The sequence below is a fragment of the Paraburkholderia hospita genome, assembly GCF_002902965.1.
GTDB classification, from domain to species: Bacteria; Pseudomonadota; Gammaproteobacteria; order Burkholderiales; family Burkholderiaceae; genus Paraburkholderia; species Paraburkholderia hospita.
On sequence record NZ_CP026107.1, the window covers coordinates 1,584,222 to 1,607,571 of the forward strand.

Genomic DNA, 23,350 nt, shown 5'->3' on the forward strand with positions numbered 1-23,350 from the left:
GCCGAGCTTGGTTTCGTCAATTCCTGGTGCTTACGCGTTTTGACACGCTCTGGGACGTTCCCAGAAAAATCGCCAGCCACTCAGGTTAGCGGCGCATAGGCGCGAGTTTTTGCTCATTTCGCAGGCGTCGCCGAGAGCGCTTCGAGCCCGCTCCTCGAAATCGCAGACGCCGCGTCCGGCGACGACAGATAATGGATCAGCGCCTCTGCGCCGACCGGATTTTTCGCATTGGTGGCGATTCCCCCGGAGAACACCGTGTACCTCTGCACTTCTACGGGCAAACTGCCGACCACCGTCACCCGTTTCACCGATAACAGTTCGACGACCTCCTGAATTCCGATCTCAGCTTCTCCATTCGCAACGGCATCGGCGACCTGCGCGACCGGAAGCATGCGGCTCTTGCTCTCCATCGGCCCCGCGATGCCGAGACGCCGAAACAGTTCGCCGCCGACATAGACGCCGCTCGGGCTGTCCGGATAGACGATCGACTTCGCTGCGAGCAGCGCTCGCCGCAATGCGTCGGCCGAGCTGATATCCGGCTTGGGCGTCCCCTCGCGAACCACCATGCCGATTGCTGAGCGTGCGAAGTCCACCTTGCTGTCAGGCAAGACCTTGCCGGCATTGATCTGTTCGTCGAGTACATAGCCAACCACGATCAGCACGTCGGCCCACTCGCCGCGCGTAAGCCTCACAGGGATCGCATTTGCGGCCGTACCCACCGCGGGCCCCCAGACAGTGATTAGCTTACGGCCGGAGTCCTCCTCGAATTGCGGGCCCAGTTCGCGATAGGCCGATGCAAATCCGCCCGAGATCATCACCTTGACTTCGTCTGCCAATGCGATGCCGCTACCCAGTAACGCGCCCACTACGCAGAATGCAAGTGCGCGAATCCTCAGCTTGCGCTTGGCCACGGCCCCGCCCCAATCTCGATCGGATGACCCCGTCCGGACATGCATCGTGTCCGGATGCCAATCATCATGTTAGCCGGCATCGCGGCAGCGGGCCTGCTTTGTCACGGCCACCGCTTTCCAGCAGCCGTTTTCAGCTGCGCTGTGCACTGGTATTTCCAGTTTCAGCCACGCCTTCGCGACCTCGAAGCGTTGCTGTTCGAGCGCGGGGTCGTCGTCAGCTTGAATCGATTCGACGCTGGTGCGACAAATTCGGCGCGGGCTTTGCGCGTCGAGGTCGGCCCCAGCAATACTACGTCGCGAACAATTTAACGTGACAGTGCCTGTTGAACGGCTCGCTGTGAACAATAATCGTATGCGTGTTACAGGCGATACGGTTGGTCGCGCGACTTTGTGCGTAACATGAACTTCCGTGCGCGTAACATGGTGCAGGCCCGCGAATGACGGGAGCCTGACTGCAGCGCCGGGATTGACGCCATCGAGTGTTTCATCATGCATACCAGGGTGCGCGCGACGTCTGCCTTTCGTGCGGCGGCGACCACGCCAAGGGGCGCGGCGATGGTCGCTGCGCAGCCAACGTCCGGTTGGCGTGGCTGGGCCGTCTCGCCGTGCAATGCCTTGCTCGCAGTGGCCTGCGCGCTGAGCGCGGCACCGGCCGCGCTCGCCGAGACACCCGCCAATGCGGCCGGTCCAGCGGGCGCCGCGCCCGCCGTCAACAGCGCGAGCCAGCCCGAACCCGCCATTTCACCGAGCGACGCCGCCGTACGCCAGGTCGTGCTAGGCATTGTGAGCTTCACGCACTGGCCGACGCCGCCAACCCGCCTGCGCATGTGCGTGACGGGCCGCCCCGACTACGCCCACGGTCTGGTCGACACGCTGCAGGTCGGCTCGACGCCGCTCGACGTGCAGCGCATCGGCTTTGGTGACCCCGCCATCGGCGCACGCTGCGACGTCGTCTATTTCGGCTATCTGAGCGACGATGAGAGAGAGCAGATCAGAGCCGCCGTGGTGGGCCACCCGGTGCTGACCATCTCGGAACACAACCCGTCCTGCACCGTCGGCAGCATGTTCTGCCTCAATGTCGATGGCGAACGCGTCACCTTCGAGATCAATCTCGACGCCGTGGCGCGCAGCGGCGTGCGGGTTCACCCGAATGTGCTCGGGCTCGCCCGGCCGGCGCTGACGCCATGAGACAGCCCGCCGCCCCCGCTTCCCCTCCGCGCCCGACGCTGCAGAGCGTGTTGCGCCGCGCGCACCTGCGCCTCGCGTTCGTCGCCATCGCGATGGCCGCCGTGTCGTTGATCCTCGTCGCTGTGATCGCGCTACGTGCCTATGCCGGCAACAATCTGAATCTGCTGGTCCGCTCGCTCGGCTATACGGTCGAGGCAGCGCTGGTATTCGGCGATCGCGTCGCGGCGGCCGAGGCGATCGGGCTGATCGCTAACAAGGAGGACGTAGCCGAGGTCATCGTCACAGATGGCAAGGGCTTGCCGTTCGCGGCGTGGCAGGCGCCCACCGGAAGTGCGATCGCAAGGCTCGAGCGGGACGTCGCTGACATTGCCTTGCCCGGGCCCGTGACCACACTGGTGCTGCACGACGGCATCGTCGTCGGTCAGGTCGAAGTACGCGGACAGGGTCACCAGTTCTTCGGCTTCCTGCTCGGTGGCATCGGCGGTATCCTGGCCTGCCTTGCCGTCAGCGTGCTTGGCGCCTATGTCAGCTCGCAGCGCCTGCTGCACAGTATCGTCGCGCCGCTGCGCGCGCTGGCCCGCGTCGCCCACGCGGTGCGGCGCGAGCGCGCGTTCGGGCAGCGGGTCGAGCCTGCGGCGATCGCCGAACTGAACGAGCTCGGCGACGACTTCAACGCCTTGCTCGACGAATTCGAAGGCTGGCAAAACAACCTGCGCGAAGCAAACATGGCGCTCGAACACCAGGCCAACCACGACGCCCTCACGGGTCTACCCAACCGCGCTCAGTTCGAGTCGCGCCTCGCGAGCTCCCTCAGCGCGGCCGCGGTCACGGGCCAGCGGGTCGCTGTGCTATATCTCGACTGTGACCGTTTCAAGGAGATCAATGACTGCCTCGGCCATGAAGCCGGCGACGTGGTGCTGGTCGGCATCGGGGCGCGGCTGCGCACCCAGTTGCGCGAGATCGATCTGGTCGCGCGCCTCGGTGGCGACGAATTCGCCGTGATGCTGGCGCCAATGCGCGAAGCGGCAAGCGCCGGCCGTATCGCCGAGGGCCTGCTGGCCAGCATGGCGCCGATGATCGTTTTGCCCGATGGCCGCACGGTGGCCACCATGATGAGCATCGGCGTTGCGCTATATCCCGATCATGCGTGCGACGCCGTCGGCTTGCTGCGCGCCGCCGATGCAGCGATGTACCGGGCCAAGCGCGCGCGACCTGGCTCGTGGCAGTTTGCCGAAGGCGTCGCCGGACCGGCCTGAAGCCAACGCCTGGCGTAGCAGCCGGGATAACGGATGGGTTCGAAAGAGCGCATGCAAGGCGGCGGACGCACTCAAGGGGAATGGGATGATGAGACACTGGTTTCCTGCAAACATCTGGCGGATGTCCATTGGGAGCGCAATGCTTCTGTGCATGCTGCTCGAGGGCTGCCAGACGCAGACGCAGCCGCAGCCGCTTTACCGCGGACTGACTCAGACGCAAGTCAACGCGCTCAAGTCGGAAGGATTCCACGAGACCGACGAGGGCTTCGAGCTCGGCTCGAGCGAACCGATCCTGTTCGACTTCGACCGCTACGACCTCAAGCCGGACGTCCGCCGGATCGTCGAGCGGATCGGCCGCACTCTCGTGTCGGTCGGCGTCGTCAGCGTCCGCGTCTACGGCTACACCGACGCAGTAGGCACGAACGCCTACAACTTCCGGTTGTCCGAGCGCCGTGCCGAGACAGTGGCGGCCGAACTCGTCGACATCGGCCTTGCTCCCGGCCGTGTCTACGCCATCGGGAAAGGCAAGCGCGACCCGGTGGGTGACAACCGCACGGACGCGGGCCGGGCCCAGAACCGCCGCGCGGCGATCGTCGTCTCGCCGCCTTGAGCCGGCGCGGCTTTCTGTTCGATTATGTCAGTCGAGCATCGGCATGCAGACCGTTTCGACATCACGAACAAGAAGCTTGCAAAAAGGCGTCGGTGCCATACATGCACGGAAAGTACGATCACCGCCTAGAAGCGCTTTTTGACAAAATAGCCCCGTCTAGAAGAACGGAGATTCGATCGAGTGCCCTGAGGTGACGGTTACGCGCAAGTTCTTTTGGCCGCGCTCGGGAAGTTCTCCTATCCTAGAAAGCGGTCCGCGCTTTTTTGATGGGTTTCCGTGTGCGCGGCCGCCAATGGGACGGAGGTTGGCTGCCGGCCCACAGTGCATCGAACATCCGTTCCAATGGTTCAGGTGAGCGTGACTTCGGGCGCATGAAAACCTTGGCATCGACGACGGGGAGCAGGAGTCAGAGATGGCGCGCCGCATACTTTTTGTCCCCTTTATCAAGGCACCAATCGTCGGTGGGAGACCCGGCCGTGCCTACGTCAACAAGAACCTGGGTTGGATCAACAGCTACAACGCTAAAGAAGTAAAAAAGAAAGCGGTTCTGGAGGGGGCAGTGGCCCACGACATTCACGAGTGCTGGTATGTCCCCCGCACGCCGAACTCCATGATCGCATCGCTCGGTCCAGACGATCAGCTCTATATTCGCGGTCACAGCCTGATCGGCCTAGAAGGGATATTTGATGAGGCCACCAAAGACGAACAGGGCAAGCCGATCCATCAGTCGAAGATGGATCAGGAACTGTTGGTGAAACTCAACGAGGGCAACGACACTGGCACGAAGAAACTCGCATTTATGCTGAAGGCGTCCGACGTTGTCACCCGTCTGTTCGAAAGCGGCCTTCGACAAGATTTCTCCGGTACGATCAAGTGCTACAACTGTCACAGCGCCGAGGGCGAACAAAACTTCGCCAAAGCACTTGAGAAGGCGCTCACTGAGCGCGGCTATAAGAAATGCCGCATCTATGGCTACACGGGCGCGCTGTCGTCGATGTATGACGGCGAACACAAGACCAGCACTGACCCGAAGGGACGCGCGCGTGATGCAAGAGTCGAGATCAAACGAACCTGACCGGGTGCCAACCAGGTCGTTATGCATACATGACTTCCGCTGCCAATCGAGATCAACGGATGGCGCTTGGTCGGCCTTATGAAAAACGGTTTTTTCGCAGTAAGGCGCACGGGGCGAACAAGGTTGATATGCAAAGTACTGCTTATGTTGCGAGGTCGTAGAATTGATCAGAAACGGACCAACGGGTTCCGCTCGCGCACGTCCTTTTCGTGCATTTTCTGGCGGTTTGCACGAGAAAATGCTCAGATTAACCAGTTGAAAATTCGTCAAGTTGCAAAAGCGTGTGAGGCCGCTCAGCCTTGCTACAGGCGGCTTCTTACGCCGTTACCGCCAGAAAATGCACGAAAAGCACGATACCCCCAAATGGGCATCTTAGTCGAATCGCGTTCGATAATATCGCTTACGATCGACTGAATGCGACGCAAGACGAGGTCCTTGCCGCGCCGCGGGCTATTCGAGTTCCTGCAACTGCTGATGCAAAACCTCTACCCGTTGCAAATGTGCGTTACCTCGTTCGCGCAAACGTTCCGCAACTAGCGAGCAAAGCAGATTAACCAGAGACGCGACTCCGGCCACGCTGTCGAACATCATCATGCCGTCGGTATGGCAGCGGATGACCCAGCGCGCAAGACGCGCCGGCTTGCCCGCGATAACATCCGACACGTAAAGCGTGCTAATGCCCGCATCAGCGAGCGCCGCCATCGCAAGTTCGATAGCGGGCACGCGCCGGCGTAATCCGATCACGATAGCGAGATCCTTCGCTCCGAGATCGCCGATGTATTCCGCTAGCGTGTCGCCCGGCGCGGGCAACACGATCACGTCGCCGCGCACTTGCACGAGTTCCCGGCGAATCATCGTCGCAATGGTGTGACTGTGCCGATATCCGATAATGACCACTCGGCGCGCGCTCGCGATGCCGCTAACCGCTTCTGCCAGCATCTGCCTGTCAAGAGAACGGAAAGTGTTTGCGAGATTGGTCACCTCGTGTTTTAGATGCGCTTCAATGACTTCATCGAGACCGCCTTCCGACTCCTTCCTTCCGCGCTCCTGCAAGTAGAGCGGCGAACCGCCCATCAGCGCGGCTTTTGCCGTTTCGCGTGCGTCGTCGTAGGAGGCATAGCCCAGCTTCTGGAAGAACCGCGTGGCCGTGGCTTTTGATACCTGCGCGTTCGCTGCAAGCTCCGTCGCGGTCTGCATGGCGAGTTGTCCCGGCGCGCTGAGGATAACGTCAGCGAGACGTTGATCGATCTCCGACAACTGGTCATAACACTCCGCGATACGGGTCTCGATCGAAGCCGGACGCTTGTTTTTCTTCGCCTGTGATGAAGCCATGAATGTTCGATAGATGCAGGAATAAGGGGAAAGCTCACCGCGGTGCAGATCCAGCACCACGCCGGTGCACCAAGACCGCCTTGCACGTTTGCCGAGCAGTCACCGCGTTCGCTGGCCTCTCCATTCTGTCACAGCAGCGCCGCGTTTTGAAATGGATGTTTCTCATCTTTCCTTTAAGAATCACTTGTTTCCATCAACTCCACTCAGAAACTATCGTTTCTTGACAAACATTGGTACGGATCCTGCCTTATATGCAGCGTCGAAAATCGAACAAACCCTCTCCACGGAGTCTGATCCGATGTCACTGCCGCGCCTTTCCCGTCTCGCGCTCACCGCCCTCGTTCCAGCGGCCGCGCTGCTTCATGCCTCCACGTCGAAAGCCGATACACTCGACGATATCAAGAGCCGCGGCAAGATGATCGTCGCCATCGACCCGACATTTGCGCCGTACGAATACACCGACGCGAATAACAACATCGTCGGCTACGATCCGGCCATTCTCGACACGGTGGCGAAGCGTCTCGGCGTGAAGATCGAATATCAACGCATGGCGTTCAGCGGCATCATTCCTGGCCTGCTATCGCATTCGTTCGATCTGGAAGGCTCCGCGCTGAACGTTACGGCGGAACGAGCGAAGCGTATCGCGTATGTGGTGCCCACCAGCAAGACTGCGAATGGCGCACTGGTTCGCTCGGATTTCTCGAAGATCCCTTCGAATCCGACACCGGAATCGCTCGCGGGCCTGACCGTCGCGGTCAAGTCCGGCAGCGCGCCCGAGACGATCATCAAGCAGTTCAACGAAACACTGAAGACCAAGAACCTCGCGCCGATCAATATCCTGAGCGTGGACAGCGTGGACCAGACCGTCGCCGCAGTCATGACTCGCCGCGCCGATTTCCTGTTCGACGACCTGACCGTTCTTGCGGGCGTCATCAAGCAGAACCCCGGCAAGTTGAAGCTAACCGGCGAACTCGGGCCTTCTCAATGGATTTCGCTGGCTACGCGCCCCGAAGACACACGTCTGAACAAGGCGATCAACGACGAAATTCTCGCGATGAAGAAAAGCGGCGAACTCGCGCGCCTTCAGAAGCAGTATCTCGGCGTAACGTTCGATACGCCGTCGGCCGATTTCATTCCTGCACAGTGAGACGCATCGGCATGAGCAATCCCATATTCGAGCTGACCGTGAAGGCCGGTCACGGTCGCGCCTTCGAAGTAAAGGCGGGCCAATTCCTGACTATCACCGACGTCGAAGGCCAGCAGGCCGCGGACTTTGTCGCGGTGACATCATCCGACAAGAGCGAAAAGCTCTCGCCCACGCATACGCGCCGCCAGTTGCGTTCGCTGTTCTTCGATGTGGGCGACGCGCTGTATTCGTCGCTCGGCCGTCCGCTGTTGCGCGTGGTCGAAGATACGGTGGGTGTGCACGATGCCAACGTGCCTGCGTGCGACGACACCCGCTTCACCGTCGACTTCAACGTGACCGGGCATCGCAACTGTCTCGACAACATGCATTCCGGGCTCGCGCTGCATGGCCTTTCTCCGTTCGATGTGCCCGAGCCGTTCAACCTGTTCCAGAACGGTCCCGTAACGCCCGATCGGCGCATGCAGGTGACCGACCCGACCAGCAAGCCCGGCGATCACATCACGTTCGAAGCCCTCGAAGACCTGCTGTGCGCGGTGTCGTCCTGTCCGCAGGACATCATTCCCGGCAACGGCCTGCGCGTAACCGACATCGCGGTTTCAATCCACGCCGCTAATCCGTCCGCTCTCCCAACCGCATAAGCGCATCGACATTCATGCTTCTACTCAAAGCTCCCCCTGAACGTTCGCCACTGCCGCCGACCCGCGTCGTTGTGCCGGCGGGCGAAAGCCGCGCCATCAACGTGAACGCTGGTCAGATTCTGCGTATCGAAGCGAACGAAGCCGGCGCGACGGCGGCGATGTTCGCCTTCAGCCGCTCGAACCCGGATATCTACATGTCCGTGCATCACACGCGCGTGTTCAGCAACTCGTATGTCTTGCAGGCAGGCATGCGCATTGTCAGCAACCGGCGTCGCGCCCTGATGGTGCTCGGTAAAGACAGCATCGGCCGTCACGATCTGCTGTTGCCCGCGTCGACGACGGCGTTCCTCGAAGCAAATGGTTACGCGGGTCAGACCGGCTGCGTCGAATCGGTCGCGAAGATCGTCGCCGAAGAAGGACTGACGCCGCCGAAGCTGCCCGATCCGATCAATCTCTTCATGCACGCCGATCTGCACCAGGACGGCAGTATCGAGCCGAAGGCGAACGCCACGCGTGCGGGCGATTTCGTCGCGTGCCGGGTCGTCGCGGACATGACGTTCGTCGTGTCCGCGTGTTGCACCGGCATCGCAGGCAACGACACGCCGGGCATGCTGGAACTCGCCACCGCCGAAGAACTGATAGAGCTGTAAGGGCGAGGACGACTGCATGTGGCTCGACCCTCAGGTCATTCAAAGCGTGCCGTCGCTGCTGGACGGCTGGATGCTGACCGTGGAGCTGACGCTGCTGGGCGCGGCAGGCAGTCTCGCGTGCGGGCATCTGGCGCTCGCGATGCAGTTGACGCGCATCGCGCCCTTGCGATGGCTCGCACGCCTGTACATCAGCTTTATGCGCGGCACGCCATCGCTCGTGCAGTTGTTCATGGTGTTCTTCGCGTTGCCGCTGATCGGCCTCGGCGGTCGGCCAATGCTGGCCGCCGCACTTACGCTCGGCCTGAACAGCGGAGCGTACACGGCGGAGATCCTGCGCGGCAACATGCGCGTCGTGACGCGCGGGCAGATCGAGGCAGCGACCGCGCTCGGCATGGCGCCGTGGCTTATCGCGCTGCGTATCGCACTGCCGCAGATGCTCAAGGCGAGCCTGCCCGCGCTCGTCAACGAGTTCACGATCCTGCTGAAAACGACACCACTCGCCTCTGTCGTGGCCGTCACCGAACTGGTGTATGCCGGCCAGATGGTGATCGCGCGCATCTATACGTCTACTCAGATCATGCTGCTCGTGAGCGTTGGATATCTCGCCGTAGTGCTGCCAGTGATCTGGCTCGGCAGGCGATTGCGGCAACGTGCACCTTCGACGATGCGAGGCACATGAGATGACTTTCGATCTTGCTGTACTCACCGCTTACGTGCCCGCCTTGCTGCACGGGTTCGTCGATACGATCTGGCTGTGCGTTCTGAGCGGCGCGCTGGCCTGCGCACTCGGCATCGCGCTCACGGTCGGTCAACGGCGCGGGTCGCGCCTGCTCGTCGTGCTGATCGATGGTTATGTGGCGCTCACGCTCGCGTTGCCACTGCTCGTGCTGCTATACGTGACGTTCTATGTGCTCCCCGACTTCGGTCTGCTGCTTCCCGCGTCGGTGGTCGGCGTACTCACGCTCGCGATCTACTATGCCCCCTACGTCGCGCAGGTGATTCAGGCCGCTATCGACGCCGTGCCTGCGGGAACGATCGAAGCAGGCGTCGCGATCGGCATGTCGCCGCTTGCGATCGGGCGCCGCATCGTCGCGCCACAGGCCCTGCCCTTACTGCTACCCACGCTGACCGGGCTGATGATCGGCCTCTTCAAGGACTCGGCGCTCCTGTCCGTCATTTCGGTGCACGAGCTCATGTTCACCGCCAAGGGCGTCGTGTCCGATACCTACGCACCGCTTGAAGTCTATTTCGCCGTGGCGCTCGTCTACTGGGCGACAACAGCCACGCTCAATCATGCGACCCGGCAGTGGGAACGCCGGCTCGCGCTTGCACACGGCGTCGCGCTCGAACGGTAAATTCCGATGAAACTCAACGCAGCCCCTGCCATACGCGCCCGCGACGTCGTCAAGTCGTTCGGTGCGCAACGCATTCTCGATGGCGTCAGTCTCGATGTCGCACGAGGCGAAGTCATCTGCATCCTCGGGCCGTCTGGTTCGGGAAAATCCACGCTGCTGCGCTGCCTCAACTGGCTCTCGCCGCCCGATGCGGGTGAGGTGTGGATCGGCGATGAACGCGTCGGCATGCGCAATGCGTCCGTGCCGCGTCCCGAACGGGAGATTCGCGCACAACGCAGCCGCATCGGCATGGTGTTTCAAAGTTTCAATCTCTGGCCGCATATGAGCGTGCTGGAAAACGTGATGGAAGGTCTGCTTTCCGTCAAACGCATGACGCGCCTCGACGCGAGCGACGTTGCCGTGGAAGCATTGCGACGGGTCGGCTTGTCCGGCAAACACACAGCGATGCCCGGGAGCCTGTCGGGCGGTCAGCAGCAGCGCGTTGGCATCGCCCGCACGCTCGCGATGGCACCGGAAGTCATCCTCTTCGACGAACCGACTAGCGCGCTTGATCCCGAACTCGTCGGCGAAGTGCTCGCGGTGATGCGCGGCCTCGCCGACACGCAGACGACGATGATCGTCGTCACGCACGAAATCGGCTTCGCACGCGACGTGGCCGACCGCATCGTCTTTATGGACGGTGGCAAGATCGTCGAAATGGGACTGCCCGCGCAGATCATCGATCACCCTTCGTCGGCGCGTCTGCGCCAGTTTCTTCACCGCTTCACACCGCACGGATCCCACTCATGACTTCTTCTCCTACACCCATCACTGTGCCCGCCGGACACGGCAAGGCAGTCCGTCTCAACGCAGGCCAGGCGGTGCGCGTGATCAACACGCACGGCACACAGGTCGCCGATTGCTGGGCGTGGAACGCCTACGATCTCGCCGAATACATGTGCATGGAGACGACGCGCGTCTGGAACCAGCGCCTCAATCCCGTTGTCGGAGACAGCTTCGTCACCAATCAGCGTCATCCCATCCTCACTGTCGTCGAAGACACGACGCCTGGCGTGCACGACACCTTCATGGCCGCCTGTGACCGCAAGCGCTATCAGTTGCTCGGCGTGCACGGCTATCACCGCAACTGCTGCGACAACATGTTCGAAGGCATGTTCGAACTCGGCGTGACGCCACCGCGCGCCAATCTCGCGTCGTTCAACATCTTCATGAACATTCGCGTGCAGTCGGACGGCATCACTCTGCATACGCTGCCAACCGTAACCAGACCCGGCGAATACATCACGCTGCGCGCGGAGATGGACTGCTTTGTCGCGTTTTCCGCGTGCCCGCAGGACATCGTGAAGATTCAGGGACAAGGCGACAACACGCCGAAGCCCGTCGATATCGTCGTGCTCAGCGATTTCCACTCCGACTTGCCCGGCACGCAAACCTGGGTTCCGCAAGCCTGACAACCCGCCATCGCCAAACATGCCAATCCCAACAGTCGATGTCAGCGCGCCTGCCGTCGCGCGCATACCTTCGACCTGAACGCAGCGCCCGTCGTGACGCATGCGCGCTTCAACATCTTCCCGGACGAGGGCGTTTCGCGCCTGAAGCCGATCGGCGTTGCGGTGGGCCAGGCGGAAAGCGACTTGCGCTGCGCGGTGCGCGCCTGGTGGACGTCCTGCAACAGACGGATAAAAAGCTCCGCGCTGGGCGCAAGCTGGCGGTCTTCGACCTTGATCAGCGCGAAGACCGACGTATAGCTGAGCGGCTCGGCATTCGCGACCGGCACGAAGGGGTATATCGATTGCAGCGCGCCCGCATAGTGCGTCGGGAGGAATCTGCGCGCAACCACGCTGGGCGGCCCGGCGGCTCGCACGCCCGTGCTGATAGCCGGTGGGAGCGTACGGTTGACTCAATTGGCCCCGTTCGTGCTTGCATGAGGTGCAGGAGGACACGCCATGTACCGAGCCGCTTTCGTCACGCCTGAGATGTTGCTGATCGAATGTTCGATGGCGCAATCGCCCGAAATGACGAAGCACGGGTTCGCTAGCGCTGCGCAGCAACTGCGAGAACTGAATCAGACCGCGCTTGCCTTCGTCTTGCGACTGACGTACACGCTCTGCGGACTCCGATAACTACATCTTCGGCCCAACGGCGCGCCACCCTTGCCATACTCCCAACTGGTGCATCGCCACGCGCGGCGGTGCATTCGCATCTCTTCACTTCTCCTATTTCGGTGCACACGGAGACGCCCAGCAGCCGGCACATCGGAGAGGCACCGGATAGTCCTATCGCATCTGTTCGATCACGCCGGACTTCACCGCGACTCCCTCCCGAAGTACGTTGCGAATTTTTTTAGTAGATCGCGCTCCATCTTTACTTCGGCGAGCTCCCGCTTGACCCACCCGAGCTCAGCTTCGATCTCCGTCAACGGCTTTTGATGCTGATCTACACGCTCCAGCTTGCCGGCCTTCGCAGCACGCACGCAGTTTGCCACTGTCTTCATTGATATCGACACCCGACGCGCAGCCTCCGATACGCCAACGCCCTCGGTCATTGCAAGCTTCACCGCCTCTTCACGGAATTCCTTCGTGTAGACGGCTTTGGGGATTCGGTTCATGTATACCTCCATTCCTGAATTTTACGGAATGTTGGCTTCCGCTTTTTCCGGGCGGCCTTACCTCTTCGCGCAGCCTGTGCTCGGAGCGAATGCCTAGGCAGTAGCCCACGATCAGCATACGGACTATCAACTCTGGATCGACCGAGGGACGCCCCGTATGGCTATAGAACGGTGCGAGGTGCTGCCGCAGATCGTCAGCGTCAAAGAAGCGGTCGATCCCGCGCAGCAGGTGGTCGAGCAGAGCAGCCAACAACCGAAGGTATACCTGCACGTCGCGCCTGATCAGCAGCCTCCCTAATGCGTGAAACGTACGCAGGTGAGGACCGGCTTCATTACGCTATGGAATAGTGTCTATGACTCTACACACATAGATGGGTTATTTTGGCGGGTCTAATGTCGTTGCACGAAGTTGGTTCGCAATATCCGTTGTCTCAACCACATCAGGAATCCGCTCCATTGCTGGGAAATCGGTAGATCGGTTGACCTTAGGAGAATTGGAATCTCATGCCCGCAACGATGGCAGCAACGCCTTCCGCTCGAATCCACGCATCAGACCCAGCCTGCTGCCAGAAAATGAAAAGCTTGATGTTAGAAAGTATTTCGATAACCCGATCAATCGGTCGCATACAAACCACTGCGATCATTTAACTGGGTACATCCCCATCTATCGATGAGGTATTCGACTTCTGTAAAAGCTTCATCGTCTCGACAACCGAATTGCAAGATAACCTGAGCCGGGATCATGACTTTCTCAGACATCAAAGCTGACGCAACAACCACGAACGGATGGCGTTTCAAACTTGGAATGGGCCTCTTTGTCTCCGCTTTTGCGTTGTTGCCAATCGTACCTATCGCCGCTTCTCTCGGCACACCCGCAACAACCATGGCTGCTCTGACGGGGATCATTCTCGTCGCGAACAAGGTTCTGCTTATGACTTGTGTGGCCGTTATGGGCAAGCCCGGCTTTCAACGACTCAAGGCGACAGTGATGGGCTATGTAAAACGTTTGGCTCCAACGAGGACTGGTGGCTCTGCCCGCCACCTGAGCGGGCTGATGAAGTCTGTTACGAACCGGGGACGCAGACGCGCTCAGCAGCGCGTTGATTCAGATGACAGCGCCACATAAATGCCACCAGTGATAGGTAGTTGAGGCAGGCCCGCATGCTTTGCACGTTGCAGGATATCTCAATGGAGTCACTCACCGTGCGCTTTGCTAGCTAGCGCGTCGTAATTCAATGATGCCAGATTAGTTCACTTCCCCAGATCCCCGAGGCGACTCAATCGCCGCGTTGTCTAAATCTCCGGGCAGCCTTGACGTCTCCATTCGGAATTGGCCCACAAACTTACCTAACGCATAGTCACAATCTCGGCTACCGCGGGCGGCATGGTAGAAGGTCGACCGACCGGTGCTTTGAAATAACCGCGGCGAACAAGGCCATTCGCAGTGCGGTTTGACTGGCACTTTCGCATTCGCGCGGGCGGTGCATCGTATTGAATAACTTGATCGATATAGCGTCGACCTGTGCCTCGGCTGGCGTGCCGCCTTCACGAAGGTGGAGTTGACCGGGAGAAGAATCGAATCCGCGAAGTTCGAAAAGATCGGCTTCATCACGATGGGTAATAGTATCTATGACGTTGAGCCCGTAGAGAGATTAATTTGGCGAGCCTAATGTAGTTGAACGGCATCACTCGCAGTATGCAGCGTCCCGAATGACGGCAAGTCCGCTGCAATGCACGGAAATCCGTAGTTCGGCTCGACATCAGGAGAAGCGGAATGTCATACGCGCTACGACGGCAGCATGCCTTACCCGGTGAACTCAAGCGCGAACACGCCCTCTTTTCCGGCATTGGCCCGCCGTCGAGCAGCCTCCAGTCAACCCCTCTCCCTAAGGCGGAACCGCGATCCACGATCAGCACGACTATCGAAGGCGAACACAAGCAGGCCTTCACACGAATCAAACCCTTTCGGAATGGCACGCCTAAAGGCAGTTATCGGATTGCCGTTGCGCGCGTGACCGGATTGGAATGCACGCCGATGTCGACTTTTCCGTCGGGTCTCGGCCATCAAAATGTTGAGAAGTCTTTTGTTCACACTCCGCGCCTCCCGTTGGCGTAACAATACGTGCTCGCATAGGCGTTCCGGGTCGATGGGCAGACATATGCGCCACTAACGCGCTCCGTTTTTCCATCCCGCACAAGGAAACTCATCAATAGCGCCGTTCGAAGTCGGACGGGCGCAAAGGGGAAGCTATGCCTTTTTTCGAGTTTGGCGGCTGTTGTCGTTCGATAGGTGTCACCCTGGTGGCGAGCGCCACGCTTGCGTCAAGCTGGACAACGACCACGCATGCCACGGAAGGCGGCGGGAGCAACTATCCCGTCGGCGTGAACACGCTACTTTCGGGCGTTCAGCCTCCCCCGGGCAGCCACATCTATGTCTATCTGCAGGCATACGAGGCAACGACGCTCGAAGGCAATAACGGAAGCCCGACCGCCAGCGTATCGGAGTTCTCACTGCACGCGCAGGCGGCAGCTTTCAGACTGTCCCATGTCTGGCGGGATGTAACGTTCCTCGGTGCAACCCTCGAGTCGCGGACGAATATTCCATTTGTGAATCTCGATCTGCACTTCGACGCGCACACGCCGAAAGGTACGGTCTACAAAAGCGGCACAGCGACCGGATTGTCGGACCTGACTGTCGGGCCACTCTTCCTCGGATGGCATCTCGGCAACCTGCATCAAATCCTGGGCCTCGAGTTCTTCTTGCCGACGGGCAGTTACGACACAAGCCGGCTCGTGAACCCGGGGCGGCACTACTACTCGATGCAGCCGAACTACGCCGTCACGTGGATGCCAGTGCCGAATGTGGAGTTCAGTGCTCGTGCGCTTTACAGCATCAATTCCGTCAACCACGCAACCGACTATCACTCGGGGAACGAGTTTATCGTCGACTACAACGCCGGGTTTCGCTTCACTCCGATGTGGCAGATCGGGGTGAGTGGCTATTTCTATAGACAGGTGACAGACGATACACAGCACGGTCAGTCGGTAAATGGCAACGGGAACCGCGGAGAGGTTCTTGCTGTGGGCCCGTCGATCGCCTACGGCACACGTAAGTTCTCTGTGGCGCTCAAGTACCAGCGCGAAATGATGGCTCGCAATCGGCCAGAAGGGAATCGGATCTGGCTGCAGATGTATATGCCTTTTCAATAGACGTCGTCCTGTCGTCGATCGACGGGGTCTGGCCTTCGCGATCGCAACATCACGCAATCCGTCGACTGCTCATCATGCAGGCTCCGCTTCATTCCGCGACGGAATAGTGTCTATGAGGCTGCATCCGTAGAGTTAGGTGTTTGATCGGTGTACTGTAGATCAGACGAAACACCCGAAATATCTCGTCGTAGATCGAACACGATGAGCGCCCCCATCGCCCGGATTTTAGGTTATTTGCTGTTCCACCCGATCGACCTGAGAGAGGAGTTATTTCCCCAATGTGTACAACTTATTTGATCCATGCGAGTGCGCTTATGCGCTCTGTTAAGTCATCCCCGACGCGCCCTGAAATGGAGGTGACCTCATGGCAGTCGCGCTGATCACGGGAGCCAGTCGAGGCATTGGCGCGGTCATTTCGATGACTCTGGCCCAGCAAGGGTACAAGGTGGTCGTCAACCATCGTGCCAGTGCACCGCATGCAGAAGACGTCGCTGCGACGATCGTCGCGGCAGGCGGAGAAGCCATGGTGATCAAAGCCGACGTCACCGAGCCGAACGATGTCGCCGCCATGACCGACGAAATCAATCAACGATGGGGCGGAGTCGACGTTCTCGTGCACAACGCGTTGACGCCGTATGACGTCACTTCATTCGCCAACCTGAACTGGGAACAACTCGGCGGTAAGGTCGACACTGAACTGCGCGCCGCCTTCCTGGCAACGAAAGCGGTTGTGCCCGGAATGATTTCTCGCGGTCACGGGCGGTTGATCTACCTGAGTACTCTGCTATCGCGTCGCCCACGCGACGGGATGATTACGTTGGGCACGGCCAAGGCTGCCTTGGACCAGTTCGTGCGATACGTCGCATTGGAGCTGGCCCCTAACGGCATCACCGCCAATCTCGTCGCGCCGACCACGGTGGAGGGCGCTACTTCAGCCGGGCTGATCTCCGCTGAACGGCTGAAAGCGATCGCCGCATCCATCCCGATGGGACGGCTTGCCCGTCCAGACGAAGTCGCGAATACAGTGGCGTACCTGGCAAGTGATGCGTCGGGCTTCACCACTGGCCACTACATTCCCGTAAGCGGTGGCTTTGGAATGGAATGACCTTGAAGAGCACCCGATTCGTATCCGAGGCTCGAAAAGGAACGACTTCTCCGATCCACCTGTTTGACCTGACAGAGGTGTTAATTGCCAATGCTCTCGATTGACCTCACTTATGTAGGGGCCGGTATTCACGAGGAACTGATCGCACACGTAGCCGATCAAGAAGGATATTTCGAAGATGAAGGTGTTCGCGTCGCGCTCCGCGACGGAGCCGTCTGGAATACCGAGCGCGTGCGCGCCGGAGCAACCATCGGTCTCGGTCGCGCACTGATCTCGCGGATGACCAGCGGCATCCAATGGACCGCCCTGAGCGTCAACACGCACCGACCGCTCTTCTGGTTCGTCGGCGCCAACGGCGTGAAGTCAATGGAAGATCTCCGAGGCCGTCGACTGGCGGTCCACGGACCCCGTACTGCTCCTGGGGTTTTCGCGCGGATCGTGTTACGCAAGCACGGGCTGGATCCCGACCGGGACGTCGAATGCGTGGAGCGAATCCCAGGTGACTATCAAATGGACCTGCGACGCCTTCGCGACGGGTCGATTGATGCGGCGTACGTGGGCAGCACCTTATCGGTTGAACAGGTGGTCCAGGAGGAAGGTTTTTCGTTGCTGTCCTGGGTGGGCGACCATTTCCAGATTCCCACCGTTGGACTCGCCGTGGACCCTTCGCGCATCTCGCTCGACGATCCAGCTTTGCAGGCGTTGGTACGGGCCTATAAACGGTCGCTCAAGACGATCGCCGAACAGCCCAGTCTGGCCATCGAACATATCGCCTCGATGTTAGGCCGACTGACTCACGCTGAAGCGGAGCAACACTACGAGCGCTACATCCGGCCACATTTCACCACTGACGGCCGGGTGGACCTCAAGGTTGCCAAAGAAGGCGTTGCTGCCGTTGCCGCTGAACTCGGTGTCTCTGCAGGTACCGCCGACCAGATGTATCTGTCGACCTTATAAGCGGGCCGTTGCATCGATCTGGAATTCGTGCAGTGCCGTCTCATGAAGCTATTTCCGGCCTGCACGCCCCCGCAATATAGACTCAGCAGAGAATTTTGCCCAGCCGCGTTAATGCGTTCAACTTGGCTGGGATTTTAGTCTGGTTGGTTCATTTCGAATAAACCAGAAAGAATTTGGCGTGACCGCCAAACGCACGCGCGGCTCTGACGTTACGGCTTTTCCTAGGGCGAATTATCCAACGAAGCGGACGTGAACATCTTTTATCTTCACGTCCATGTATCGAAGGAATAGTGTTTATTCCGCTAATCCGTAGATTCCTCCAAAAGAATCGATAACAATAAATTCCAGTAACAGAAAGGAAAACAGTCACCCGAGTAACCTTCCATCTGGAGACGCGGTATGCCTAGCAAGCAGAAAACCCAAGAGTCAGAACCCGGCTTCACAATTGCCGCGCGGCAGGCAAATCTTCCGGAAACAGAATTCACCGAAGTAAGCGCGACTGAGATGAGAGACGCGCTTTCCAAGGCAATCACTCCCGTGACTGTCCTCGCTACAGACGGCCCGAGTGGGAGAGCTGGTGTCACCTGCTCTGCCGTCTGCTCGGTTTGTGACACGCCGCCAACTATCCTGGTTTGCGTCAACCGCAATAGCTTCACCAACGGTGTAATCAAAGCGAACGGGATACTTACTGTGAACTGGCTGAGCGCCGATCAAAGTGAACTGTCGCAGCTTTTTGCCGGGGTCGGTGGGTTATCGATGCCAGAACGGTTTGCGAGAAGTCAATGGGGAACGCTGGCGAGTGGCGCACCTTACTGCAAAGAAGCAATGATGACGCTCGACTGTCGTGTTGCAGATGCCATTGAAGTTGGAACGCACAGCCTTATTTTCGCACGCGTCATTGCAACCACGAAGGCAGATGAGCGTCACCCCCTCGCTTACTATCAGCGCGCCTACGCAACGACCCACCCCGCAACACTTTAACCAGTCGTTTTCATTTAAATACTCGAAGGAGAAAACCATGATCCGAACCGGTCGTCAATACCTCGAATCGCTGAATGACGGGCGTCAAGTCTGGGTTGGAAACGAAAAGATCGATAACATCGCAACGCATCCGAAAACGCGTGACTATGCGCAGCGTCATGCGGATTTCTACGATCTGCATCATCGGGCCGATTTGCAAGACGTCATGACCTATGTCGACGAAAATGGCAAACGCCGTTCAATGCAATGGTTCGGCCATCACAACAAGGACCAGCTCCGTCGTAAGCGGAAGTACCACGAGACGGTGATGCGCGAAATGGCTGGCGCATCTTTTCCCCGAAGCCCCGATGTGAACAACTACGTCTTGCAGACGTACCTCGATGATCCCACGCCATGGGAGACCCAATCTATCGGCGCGGAAGGTCACATCAAGGCAAAAAACATCGTGAACTTCGTCAACTTTGCGAAGGACAATGATTTCAATTGCGCGCCGCAATTTGTCGATCCGCAAATGGACCGCTCCAACCCCGAAGCACAGGCTCGCTCGCCGGGTCTGCGTATCGTCGAACAGAACGAGAAGGGAATCGTTGTCAACGGTATCAAGGCAATCGGCACTGGCGTCGCCTTTGCCGACTGGATCCATATCGGCGTGTTCTTCCGTCCGGGTATTCCCGGCGAGCAGGTTATTTTCGCGGCGACGCCCGTCAATACAAAAGGGGTGACGATCGTTTGCCGTGAAGGCGTCGTGAAGGATGATCCGATCGAACACCCGCTCGCCTCCCAAGGCGACGAACTCGACGGCATGACCCTTTTCGAAAACGTCTTCATTCCGTGGACGCATGTCTTCCATATCGGCAATCCAGAGCATGCGAAGCTTTACCCGCAACGTGTGTTCGACTGGCTGCATTACCATGCGCTGGTTCGCCAGATGGTGCGCGCAGAACTGATGGCAGGACTGGCTGTACTGATCACCGAGCATATCGGAACCAACAAGATTCCGGCCGTCATGACCCGCGTTGCAAAACTGATCGGGTTTCACCAGGCGATGTTAGCCCACGTCATCGCGGCCGAAGAGTTGGGCTTCCATACACCTGGAGGACACTACAAGCCGAATATTCTGGTCTACGACTTTGGCCGCGCGCTCTATCTGGAGAACTTCTCGCAGATGATCTACGAGCTGGTCGATCTTTCCGGGCGCAGTGCACTGATCTTCGCCAGCGAAGACCAATGGAACGATGCAACGCTTAATCCGTGGTTTGAACGCCTGAACAGCGGCCCCGTTGGCAAGCCGCATGACCGCGTGCAGATCGGCCGTGTGATTCGCGACCTGTTCCTGACGGACTGGGGCAGCCGCCTGTTCGTTTTCGAAAATTTCAACGGTACGCCGTTGCAAGCCATTCGCACCCTCACCATGCAACGCGCCGAATTCTCGGGATCGGGCCCGTACGCAAAGCTCGCTCGCAAGGTTTGCGGAATAGAGCTGGAATCCGATGGCAACAGCGATTACAAAGCGACTGCCGACTACGCGAAAGCGCTCGATTCGGCACGACATCAGGAATCGCTGGCACTCAGCGGCACCATGGCCATCTGACGCATTGGCAGCCTGCGTTCGTTAGCTGCCTGCGCCAGAACCGATGGAAGTACCGTGCTTTTGCACGGTACTGTTTCTCTCCAGAGAAGGTGACAAACTATGGTTGAAGAGAACTTTTTGGACCGTGTGTTTCGCAAGGGTCGTAGCCAGAACGGATGGCTCGACGAACCGGTATCCGACGAACAGTTGAAGCAGGTTTACGAACTGATGAAGTGGTGCCCCACTTCAGTCAATTGTTCACCGGCGCGAATCGTTTTCGTACGTAGTGAGGCTGGAAAGGCGAAACTGAAAGACGCTTTGAGCCCAGGGAATATCGAAAAAACCATGACTGCGCCTGTACTCGCAGTCGTCGGCTATGAGACGCGGTTCTATGAGGAGTTGCCAAGACTCTTTCCGCATAATCCTGCGGTCAGGGCCTGGTTCGAAGGCGAAGCAAAGATCGGGTTCGCAGAAACGACTGCCTTCCGCAATGGAACCTTGCAAGGCGGATATCTGATCGCAGCGGCGCGTGCGGTCGGCCTGGACTGTGGTCCGATGTCCGGTTTCGACAATGCGAAAGTCGACGCCACGGTGTTTTCTGGCACATCGATCAAGTCGAACTTCATTTGCGGCCTTGGTCGCGGGGACCCTTCCAGGTTGTTTGCTCGCAGCCCGCGGCTCTCTTTTGAAGAAGTCTGCAAGGTAATCTGATCCGCTGTTAATGACGCGTATGGGAGTCTTCCATGATAGTCATCTCCGATCCAGGTGAGTTCAATCTGTCCGGGTCGGCCGTGTCGATCGGGATGTTCGATGGCGTTCACCGTGGACACAGGCGTGTTTTGCGGAACCTGCGAGATCAAGGATCGGTCTTGCAGATTCCCACCGTTCTCGTCACGTTTGATCCTCACCCGCTTGCCACGTTGCGTCCTGAGTCATGCCCACCGCTCCTATCCACGCTTGATGGTCGCATGGATCTGTTAGCGTCCACCGGATGTGTCGACTACTGCGTCGTTCTGAGATTCGATCGACGGCGAAGTACCGAATCGGCGGATGGCTTTGTACGGGGAACGTTGGTTGACCGTTTGGGCATACGCTCATTGATCGTCGGCGAGAATTTCGCGTGCGGCAGTGGTCGACAAGGGAATATCGCGTACTTGCGCAATCTCGGCGATCGCCTGGGATTTGAAGTACGCCCCGTGCCGCTCCGGTCGACTACCCGCATTGAGAACGGCGTGCATTGTTCTTCGAGCGAAACACGAAGGCTAATCCAGCAAGGTGATATCGCTGGCGCAAATGCGATGCTGGATCGCCCGCATGAGTTGTCCGGGACGGTGTACGGCCCGAATGAATCTGCTTGCCGCGTGATCGACCTCCTGGTTCCCCGCGATATGTGTTCACCGCCGTCGGGAGATTACGCTGGAACGGTGAGAAAGCACAATGTTGCGGCGCCATGGATTGGCGCGATCTTGCAGGTTCGAGAACAACATCCATCTGTTGGTGCACGCACGCTGCGCCTGCTTGTTGAGAAGGACACGGAAAGCGCGCCCGGTGACGCGATGACCGTCCGATTCCACGACACAGCGAGATCGGCTACGAGCCGTTTCGCATTCGCCAATATGGCCTCTATGTGACGAATCCAGGTGAGAACAATCATGAACAACTTTACCTATACGAGCCGTCCGCAGCGAGTTGTCTTTGGCGTCGGTGCTCTAGCCCAAATTGAAGCGGAAGTCGATCTACTTGGCGCCCGTCGCGCACTCGTACTCGCCACACCTGATCAGCGTCGGGATGCAGAACGAATAGCGGAGATGCTCGGACCTCGCGTCGCCGGCGTGTTCGATCGGGCGACCATGCATGTACCCGTTGAGATTGCCCGCGAAGCGCGCGATCTTGCGCGCCGTCTCGATGCCGACTGCGCGATAGCAATTGGCGGTGGGTCGACGACAGGACTTGGAAAAGCTATTGCACTCGAGTCGGACTTTCCGATTCTTGCCGTTCCGACTACCTATGCCGGTTCCGAAATGACACCGATATACGGCATAACCGAAGCGGGGTTGAAGAGGACCGGCCGCGATATTCGTGTGATGCCAAAGACAGTGATCTACGATCCCGAACTCACGTATTCGCTGCCAGTTTCGTTGAGCGTCAGCAGCGGGATCAATGCGATCGCTCACGCGGCCGAAGGTCTTTACGCCATAGACGCCAATCCGATTACAAACCTGATGGCGGCCGAGGGCATTGCCGCCATCGGACGATCGCTACCGCTTCTGACACTCGACGCTGACAATGCGGAAGTTCGGCGTGCGCGCTCGGACGTGCTCTATGGTGCGTGGCTGTGTGGATCCGTGCTAGGGAACGTCAGCATGGCTCTGCATCATAAACTTTGCCATACGTTAGGCGGCACTTTCAACCTGCCGCACGCAGAAACTCACACCATTGTCTTGCCACATGCACTTGCCTATAACGCAATGGCCGCCTCCCGTTCAATGGAGCGCATCGCTGGCGCGCTAAATGGCAACAGCGCGCCGCAAGCCACTTTCGATCTGGCGAAAATGAATGGCGCACCTCTGGCACTGAAGGATATCGGAATGAAAGCGTCGGATCTCGACAAGGCATGCGCGATCGCGCTGGAGAATCAGTATCCCAACCCTCGTCCGCTAGAGAAAGTGGCGATAAGACAATTGCTACAGCATGCGTACGAAGGTGTACGACCGTCTATCTGATTGCACGATGCACGGCATAAGGCACTGTTAATTT

At 59.1% G+C, this 23,350-nt stretch carries 24 protein-coding genes and 3 pseudogenes; 22 read left to right on the top strand and 5 right to left on the bottom strand.

Annotated elements, in window-relative coordinates; translation table 11 throughout:
- Positions 1 to 113 precede the first annotated feature (113 nt).
- Positions 114 to 956 (bottom strand): substrate-binding domain-containing protein, encoded by an 843-nt coding sequence (locus tag C2L64_RS40415; RefSeq protein ID WP_081498796.1) that lies wholly within the window; start codon positions 954 to 956, stop codon positions 114 to 116.
- 21 nt (positions 957 to 977) lie between these two features.
- Here C2L64_RS40415 and C2L64_RS55240 point away from each other — a divergent pair.
- The 5 genes and pseudogenes from C2L64_RS55240 to C2L64_RS40440 form a co-directional block, all read left to right on the top strand.
- Positions 978 to 1,183 (top strand): annotated as a pseudogene (locus C2L64_RS55240) (hypothetical protein); the annotation flags it as partial.
- A gap of 217 nt (positions 1,184 to 1,400) precedes the next feature.
- Positions 1,401 to 2,099, top strand: coding sequence for a YfiR family protein (locus C2L64_RS40425; RefSeq protein ID WP_007738104.1), 699 nt, complete (start codon positions 1,401 to 1,403; stop codon positions 2,097 to 2,099).
- Positions 2,096 to 3,355, top strand: coding sequence for a diguanylate cyclase domain-containing protein (locus C2L64_RS40430; RefSeq protein ID WP_007738105.1), 1,260 nt, complete (start codon positions 2,096 to 2,098; stop codon positions 3,353 to 3,355). Before C2L64_RS40425 ends, C2L64_RS40430 begins: the two co-directional genes overlap by 4 nt.
- 88 nt (positions 3,356 to 3,443) lie before the next feature.
- Positions 3,444 to 3,965 carry an OmpA family protein gene (locus tag C2L64_RS40435; protein ID WP_039900112.1) on the top strand — a complete coding sequence of 174 codons (522 nt, stop codon included), beginning with the start codon at positions 3,444 to 3,446 and terminating at the stop codon, positions 3,963 to 3,965.
- 412 nt (positions 3,966 to 4,377) lie between these two features.
- Positions 4,378 to 5,040 (top strand): hypothetical protein, encoded by a 663-nt coding sequence (locus C2L64_RS40440; RefSeq protein WP_039900091.1) that lies wholly within the window; start codon positions 4,378 to 4,380, stop codon positions 5,038 to 5,040.
- Between the two features lie 450 nt (positions 5,041 to 5,490).
- Here the strand turns inward: C2L64_RS40440 and C2L64_RS40445 are convergent, their stop codons facing one another.
- Positions 5,491 to 6,372: a MurR/RpiR family transcriptional regulator gene (locus C2L64_RS40445; protein ID WP_007579309.1), complete on the bottom strand. Its 882-nt coding sequence runs from the start codon at positions 6,370 to 6,372 to the stop codon at positions 5,491 to 5,493.
- Positions 6,373 to 6,670: 298 nt separating this feature from the next.
- On the opposite strand from C2L64_RS40445, the gene C2L64_RS40450 reads away from it, so the two are divergent.
- Genes C2L64_RS40450 through C2L64_RS40480 form a run of 7 tightly spaced genes read left to right on the top strand, consistent with a single transcriptional unit; the run spans position 6,671 to position 11,613 of the window.
- Positions 6,671 to 7,519 (top strand): transporter substrate-binding domain-containing protein, encoded by an 849-nt coding sequence (locus C2L64_RS40450; RefSeq protein WP_007579302.1) that lies wholly within the window; start codon positions 6,671 to 6,673, stop codon positions 7,517 to 7,519.
- Between the two features lie 11 nt (positions 7,520 to 7,530).
- Entirely contained in the window at positions 7,531 to 8,157 is a 627-nt protein-coding gene (locus tag C2L64_RS40455; RefSeq protein WP_007579301.1) for a DUF1989 domain-containing protein, read from the top strand.
- 14 nt (positions 8,158 to 8,171) lie between these two features.
- Positions 8,172 to 8,807, top strand: coding sequence for an urea carboxylase-associated family protein (locus tag C2L64_RS40460; protein ID WP_007579300.1), 636 nt, complete (start codon positions 8,172 to 8,174; stop codon positions 8,805 to 8,807).
- A gap of 16 nt (positions 8,808 to 8,823) precedes the next feature.
- A complete protein-coding gene (locus C2L64_RS40465) occupies positions 8,824 to 9,486 on the top strand; it encodes an amino acid ABC transporter permease (RefSeq protein ID WP_007579299.1) in 663 nt (220 codons plus the stop codon).
- A gap of 1 nt (position 9,487) precedes the next feature.
- Positions 9,488 to 10,162: an amino acid ABC transporter permease gene (locus tag C2L64_RS40470; RefSeq protein ID WP_007579298.1), complete on the top strand. Its 675-nt coding sequence runs from the start codon at positions 9,488 to 9,490 to the stop codon at positions 10,160 to 10,162.
- A gap of 6 nt (positions 10,163 to 10,168) precedes the next feature.
- The gene (locus tag C2L64_RS40475; RefSeq protein ID WP_007579297.1) at positions 10,169 to 10,951 is read left to right on the top strand and encodes an amino acid ABC transporter ATP-binding protein; all 783 of its coding nucleotides are present in this window, start codon (positions 10,169 to 10,171) and stop codon (positions 10,949 to 10,951) included.
- Positions 10,948 to 11,613 (top strand): DUF1989 domain-containing protein, encoded by a 666-nt coding sequence (locus C2L64_RS40480; protein WP_039900090.1) that lies wholly within the window; start codon positions 10,948 to 10,950, stop codon positions 11,611 to 11,613. The genes C2L64_RS40475 and C2L64_RS40480 overlap by 4 nt, the downstream gene beginning before the upstream one ends.
- A 41-nt stretch (positions 11,614 to 11,654) precedes the next feature.
- On the opposite strand, the gene C2L64_RS56150 is transcribed toward C2L64_RS40480, so the two are convergent.
- Positions 11,655 to 12,002, bottom strand: a complete 348-nt coding sequence (locus C2L64_RS56150) for a hypothetical protein (protein WP_007579295.1) — start codon at positions 12,000 to 12,002, stop codon at positions 11,655 to 11,657.
- A gap of 106 nt (positions 12,003 to 12,108) precedes the next feature.
- On the opposite strand from C2L64_RS56150, the gene C2L64_RS53645 reads away from it, so the two are divergent.
- Positions 12,109 to 12,285, top strand: a complete 177-nt coding sequence (locus C2L64_RS53645) for a hypothetical protein (RefSeq protein ID WP_007738118.1) — start codon at positions 12,109 to 12,111, stop codon at positions 12,283 to 12,285.
- A 156-nt stretch (positions 12,286 to 12,441) separates the two neighbouring features.
- Here the strand turns inward: C2L64_RS53645 and C2L64_RS40490 are convergent.
- Together C2L64_RS40490 and C2L64_RS40495 are read right to left on the bottom strand one after the other, a co-directional pair.
- Positions 12,442 to 12,770: pseudogene (locus tag C2L64_RS40490) on the bottom strand (transposase); the annotation flags it as partial.
- Positions 12,771 to 12,828: 58 nt separating this feature from the next.
- A pseudogene (locus C2L64_RS40495) lies at positions 12,829 to 13,005 on the bottom strand (transposase); the annotation flags it as partial.
- Positions 13,006 to 13,512: 507 nt separating this feature from the next.
- Between C2L64_RS40495 and C2L64_RS40500 the strand changes: the two are divergent.
- From C2L64_RS40500 to C2L64_RS40540, 9 genes are all read left to right on the top strand, one after another.
- Complete coding sequence (locus C2L64_RS40500) at positions 13,513 to 13,896, top strand: transporter suffix domain-containing protein (protein ID WP_007579292.1); 384 nt, start codon at positions 13,513 to 13,515, stop codon at positions 13,894 to 13,896.
- 1,124 nt (positions 13,897 to 15,020) lie between these two features.
- A complete protein-coding gene (locus tag C2L64_RS40505) occupies positions 15,021 to 15,980 on the top strand; it encodes a SphA family protein (RefSeq protein WP_051058151.1) in 960 nt (319 codons plus the stop codon).
- Positions 15,981 to 16,344: 364 nt separating this feature from the next.
- On the top strand, positions 16,345 to 17,085 hold the full coding sequence (locus C2L64_RS40510; protein ID WP_007579290.1) for an SDR family NAD(P)-dependent oxidoreductase: 741 nt from the start codon (positions 16,345 to 16,347) through the stop codon (positions 17,083 to 17,085).
- Positions 17,086 to 17,175: 90 nt separating this feature from the next.
- Entirely contained in the window at positions 17,176 to 18,042 is an 867-nt protein-coding gene (locus C2L64_RS40515; RefSeq protein WP_007579289.1) for an ABC transporter substrate-binding protein, read from the top strand.
- Between the two features lie 399 nt (positions 18,043 to 18,441).
- The gene (locus C2L64_RS40520) at positions 18,442 to 19,023 is read left to right on the top strand and encodes a flavin reductase (RefSeq protein ID WP_007579288.1); all 582 of its coding nucleotides are present in this window, start codon (positions 18,442 to 18,444) and stop codon (positions 19,021 to 19,023) included.
- A gap of 37 nt (positions 19,024 to 19,060) precedes the next feature.
- A complete protein-coding gene (locus C2L64_RS40525) occupies positions 19,061 to 20,614 on the top strand; it encodes a 4-hydroxyphenylacetate 3-hydroxylase N-terminal domain-containing protein (RefSeq protein WP_007579287.1) in 1,554 nt (517 codons plus the stop codon).
- 99 nt (positions 20,615 to 20,713) lie between these two features.
- A complete protein-coding gene (locus C2L64_RS40530) occupies positions 20,714 to 21,304 on the top strand; it encodes a malonic semialdehyde reductase (RefSeq protein ID WP_007579286.1) in 591 nt (196 codons plus the stop codon).
- 32 nt (positions 21,305 to 21,336) lie between these two features.
- On the top strand, positions 21,337 to 22,224 hold the full coding sequence (locus C2L64_RS40535; protein WP_081498795.1) for an FAD synthetase family protein: 888 nt from the start codon (positions 21,337 to 21,339) through the stop codon (positions 22,222 to 22,224).
- A 21-nt stretch (positions 22,225 to 22,245) separates the two neighbouring features.
- Entirely contained in the window at positions 22,246 to 23,316 is a 1,071-nt protein-coding gene (locus C2L64_RS40540; protein ID WP_007579282.1) for a maleylacetate reductase, read from the top strand.
- The last annotated feature ends 34 nt before the right edge of the window (positions 23,317 to 23,350 follow it).

What these genes read in the sequence shown, in the direction of transcription:
- C2L64_RS40415 (WP_081498796.1), bottom strand. Translation starts at nt 956, where the DNA reads ATGCATGTCCGGACGGGGTCATCCGATCGAGATTGGGGCGGGGCCGTG.
- C2L64_RS40425 (WP_007738104.1), top strand. Translation starts at nt 1,401, where the DNA reads ATGCATACCAGGGTGCGCGCGACGTCTGCCTTTCGTGCGGCGGCGACC.
- C2L64_RS40430 (WP_007738105.1), top strand. Translation starts at nt 2,096, where the DNA reads ATGAGACAGCCCGCCGCCCCCGCTTCCCCTCCGCGCCCGACGCTGCAG.
- C2L64_RS40435 (WP_039900112.1), top strand. Translation starts at nt 3,444, where the DNA reads ATGAGACACTGGTTTCCTGCAAACATCTGGCGGATGTCCATTGGGAGC.
- C2L64_RS40440 (WP_039900091.1), top strand. Translation starts at nt 4,378, where the DNA reads ATGGCGCGCCGCATACTTTTTGTCCCCTTTATCAAGGCACCAATCGTC.
- C2L64_RS40445 (WP_007579309.1), bottom strand. Translation starts at nt 6,372, where the DNA reads ATGGCTTCATCACAGGCGAAGAAAAACAAGCGTCCGGCTTCGATCGAG.
- C2L64_RS40450 (WP_007579302.1), top strand. Translation starts at nt 6,671, where the DNA reads ATGTCACTGCCGCGCCTTTCCCGTCTCGCGCTCACCGCCCTCGTTCCA.
- C2L64_RS40455 (WP_007579301.1), top strand. Translation starts at nt 7,531, where the DNA reads ATGAGCAATCCCATATTCGAGCTGACCGTGAAGGCCGGTCACGGTCGC.
- C2L64_RS40460 (WP_007579300.1), top strand. Translation starts at nt 8,172, where the DNA reads ATGCTTCTACTCAAAGCTCCCCCTGAACGTTCGCCACTGCCGCCGACC.
- C2L64_RS40465 (WP_007579299.1), top strand. Translation starts at nt 8,824, where the DNA reads ATGTGGCTCGACCCTCAGGTCATTCAAAGCGTGCCGTCGCTGCTGGAC.
- C2L64_RS40470 (WP_007579298.1), top strand. Translation starts at nt 9,488, where the DNA reads ATGACTTTCGATCTTGCTGTACTCACCGCTTACGTGCCCGCCTTGCTG.
- C2L64_RS40475 (WP_007579297.1), top strand. Translation starts at nt 10,169, where the DNA reads ATGAAACTCAACGCAGCCCCTGCCATACGCGCCCGCGACGTCGTCAAG.
- C2L64_RS40480 (WP_039900090.1), top strand. Translation starts at nt 10,948, where the DNA reads ATGACTTCTTCTCCTACACCCATCACTGTGCCCGCCGGACACGGCAAG.
- C2L64_RS53645 (WP_007738118.1), top strand. Translation starts at nt 12,109, where the DNA reads ATGTACCGAGCCGCTTTCGTCACGCCTGAGATGTTGCTGATCGAATGT.
- C2L64_RS40500 (WP_007579292.1), top strand. Translation starts at nt 13,513, where the DNA reads ATGACTTTCTCAGACATCAAAGCTGACGCAACAACCACGAACGGATGG.
- C2L64_RS40505 (WP_051058151.1), top strand. Translation starts at nt 15,021, where the DNA reads ATGCCTTTTTTCGAGTTTGGCGGCTGTTGTCGTTCGATAGGTGTCACC.
- C2L64_RS40510 (WP_007579290.1), top strand. Translation starts at nt 16,345, where the DNA reads ATGGCAGTCGCGCTGATCACGGGAGCCAGTCGAGGCATTGGCGCGGTC.
- C2L64_RS40515 (WP_007579289.1), top strand. Translation starts at nt 17,176, where the DNA reads ATGCTCTCGATTGACCTCACTTATGTAGGGGCCGGTATTCACGAGGAA.
- C2L64_RS40520 (WP_007579288.1), top strand. Translation starts at nt 18,442, where the DNA reads ATGCCTAGCAAGCAGAAAACCCAAGAGTCAGAACCCGGCTTCACAATT.
- C2L64_RS40525 (WP_007579287.1), top strand. Translation starts at nt 19,061, where the DNA reads ATGATCCGAACCGGTCGTCAATACCTCGAATCGCTGAATGACGGGCGT.
- C2L64_RS40530 (WP_007579286.1), top strand. Translation starts at nt 20,714, where the DNA reads ATGGTTGAAGAGAACTTTTTGGACCGTGTGTTTCGCAAGGGTCGTAGC.
- C2L64_RS40535 (WP_081498795.1), top strand. Translation starts at nt 21,337, where the DNA reads ATGATAGTCATCTCCGATCCAGGTGAGTTCAATCTGTCCGGGTCGGCC.
- C2L64_RS40540 (WP_007579282.1), top strand. Translation starts at nt 22,246, where the DNA reads ATGAACAACTTTACCTATACGAGCCGTCCGCAGCGAGTTGTCTTTGGC.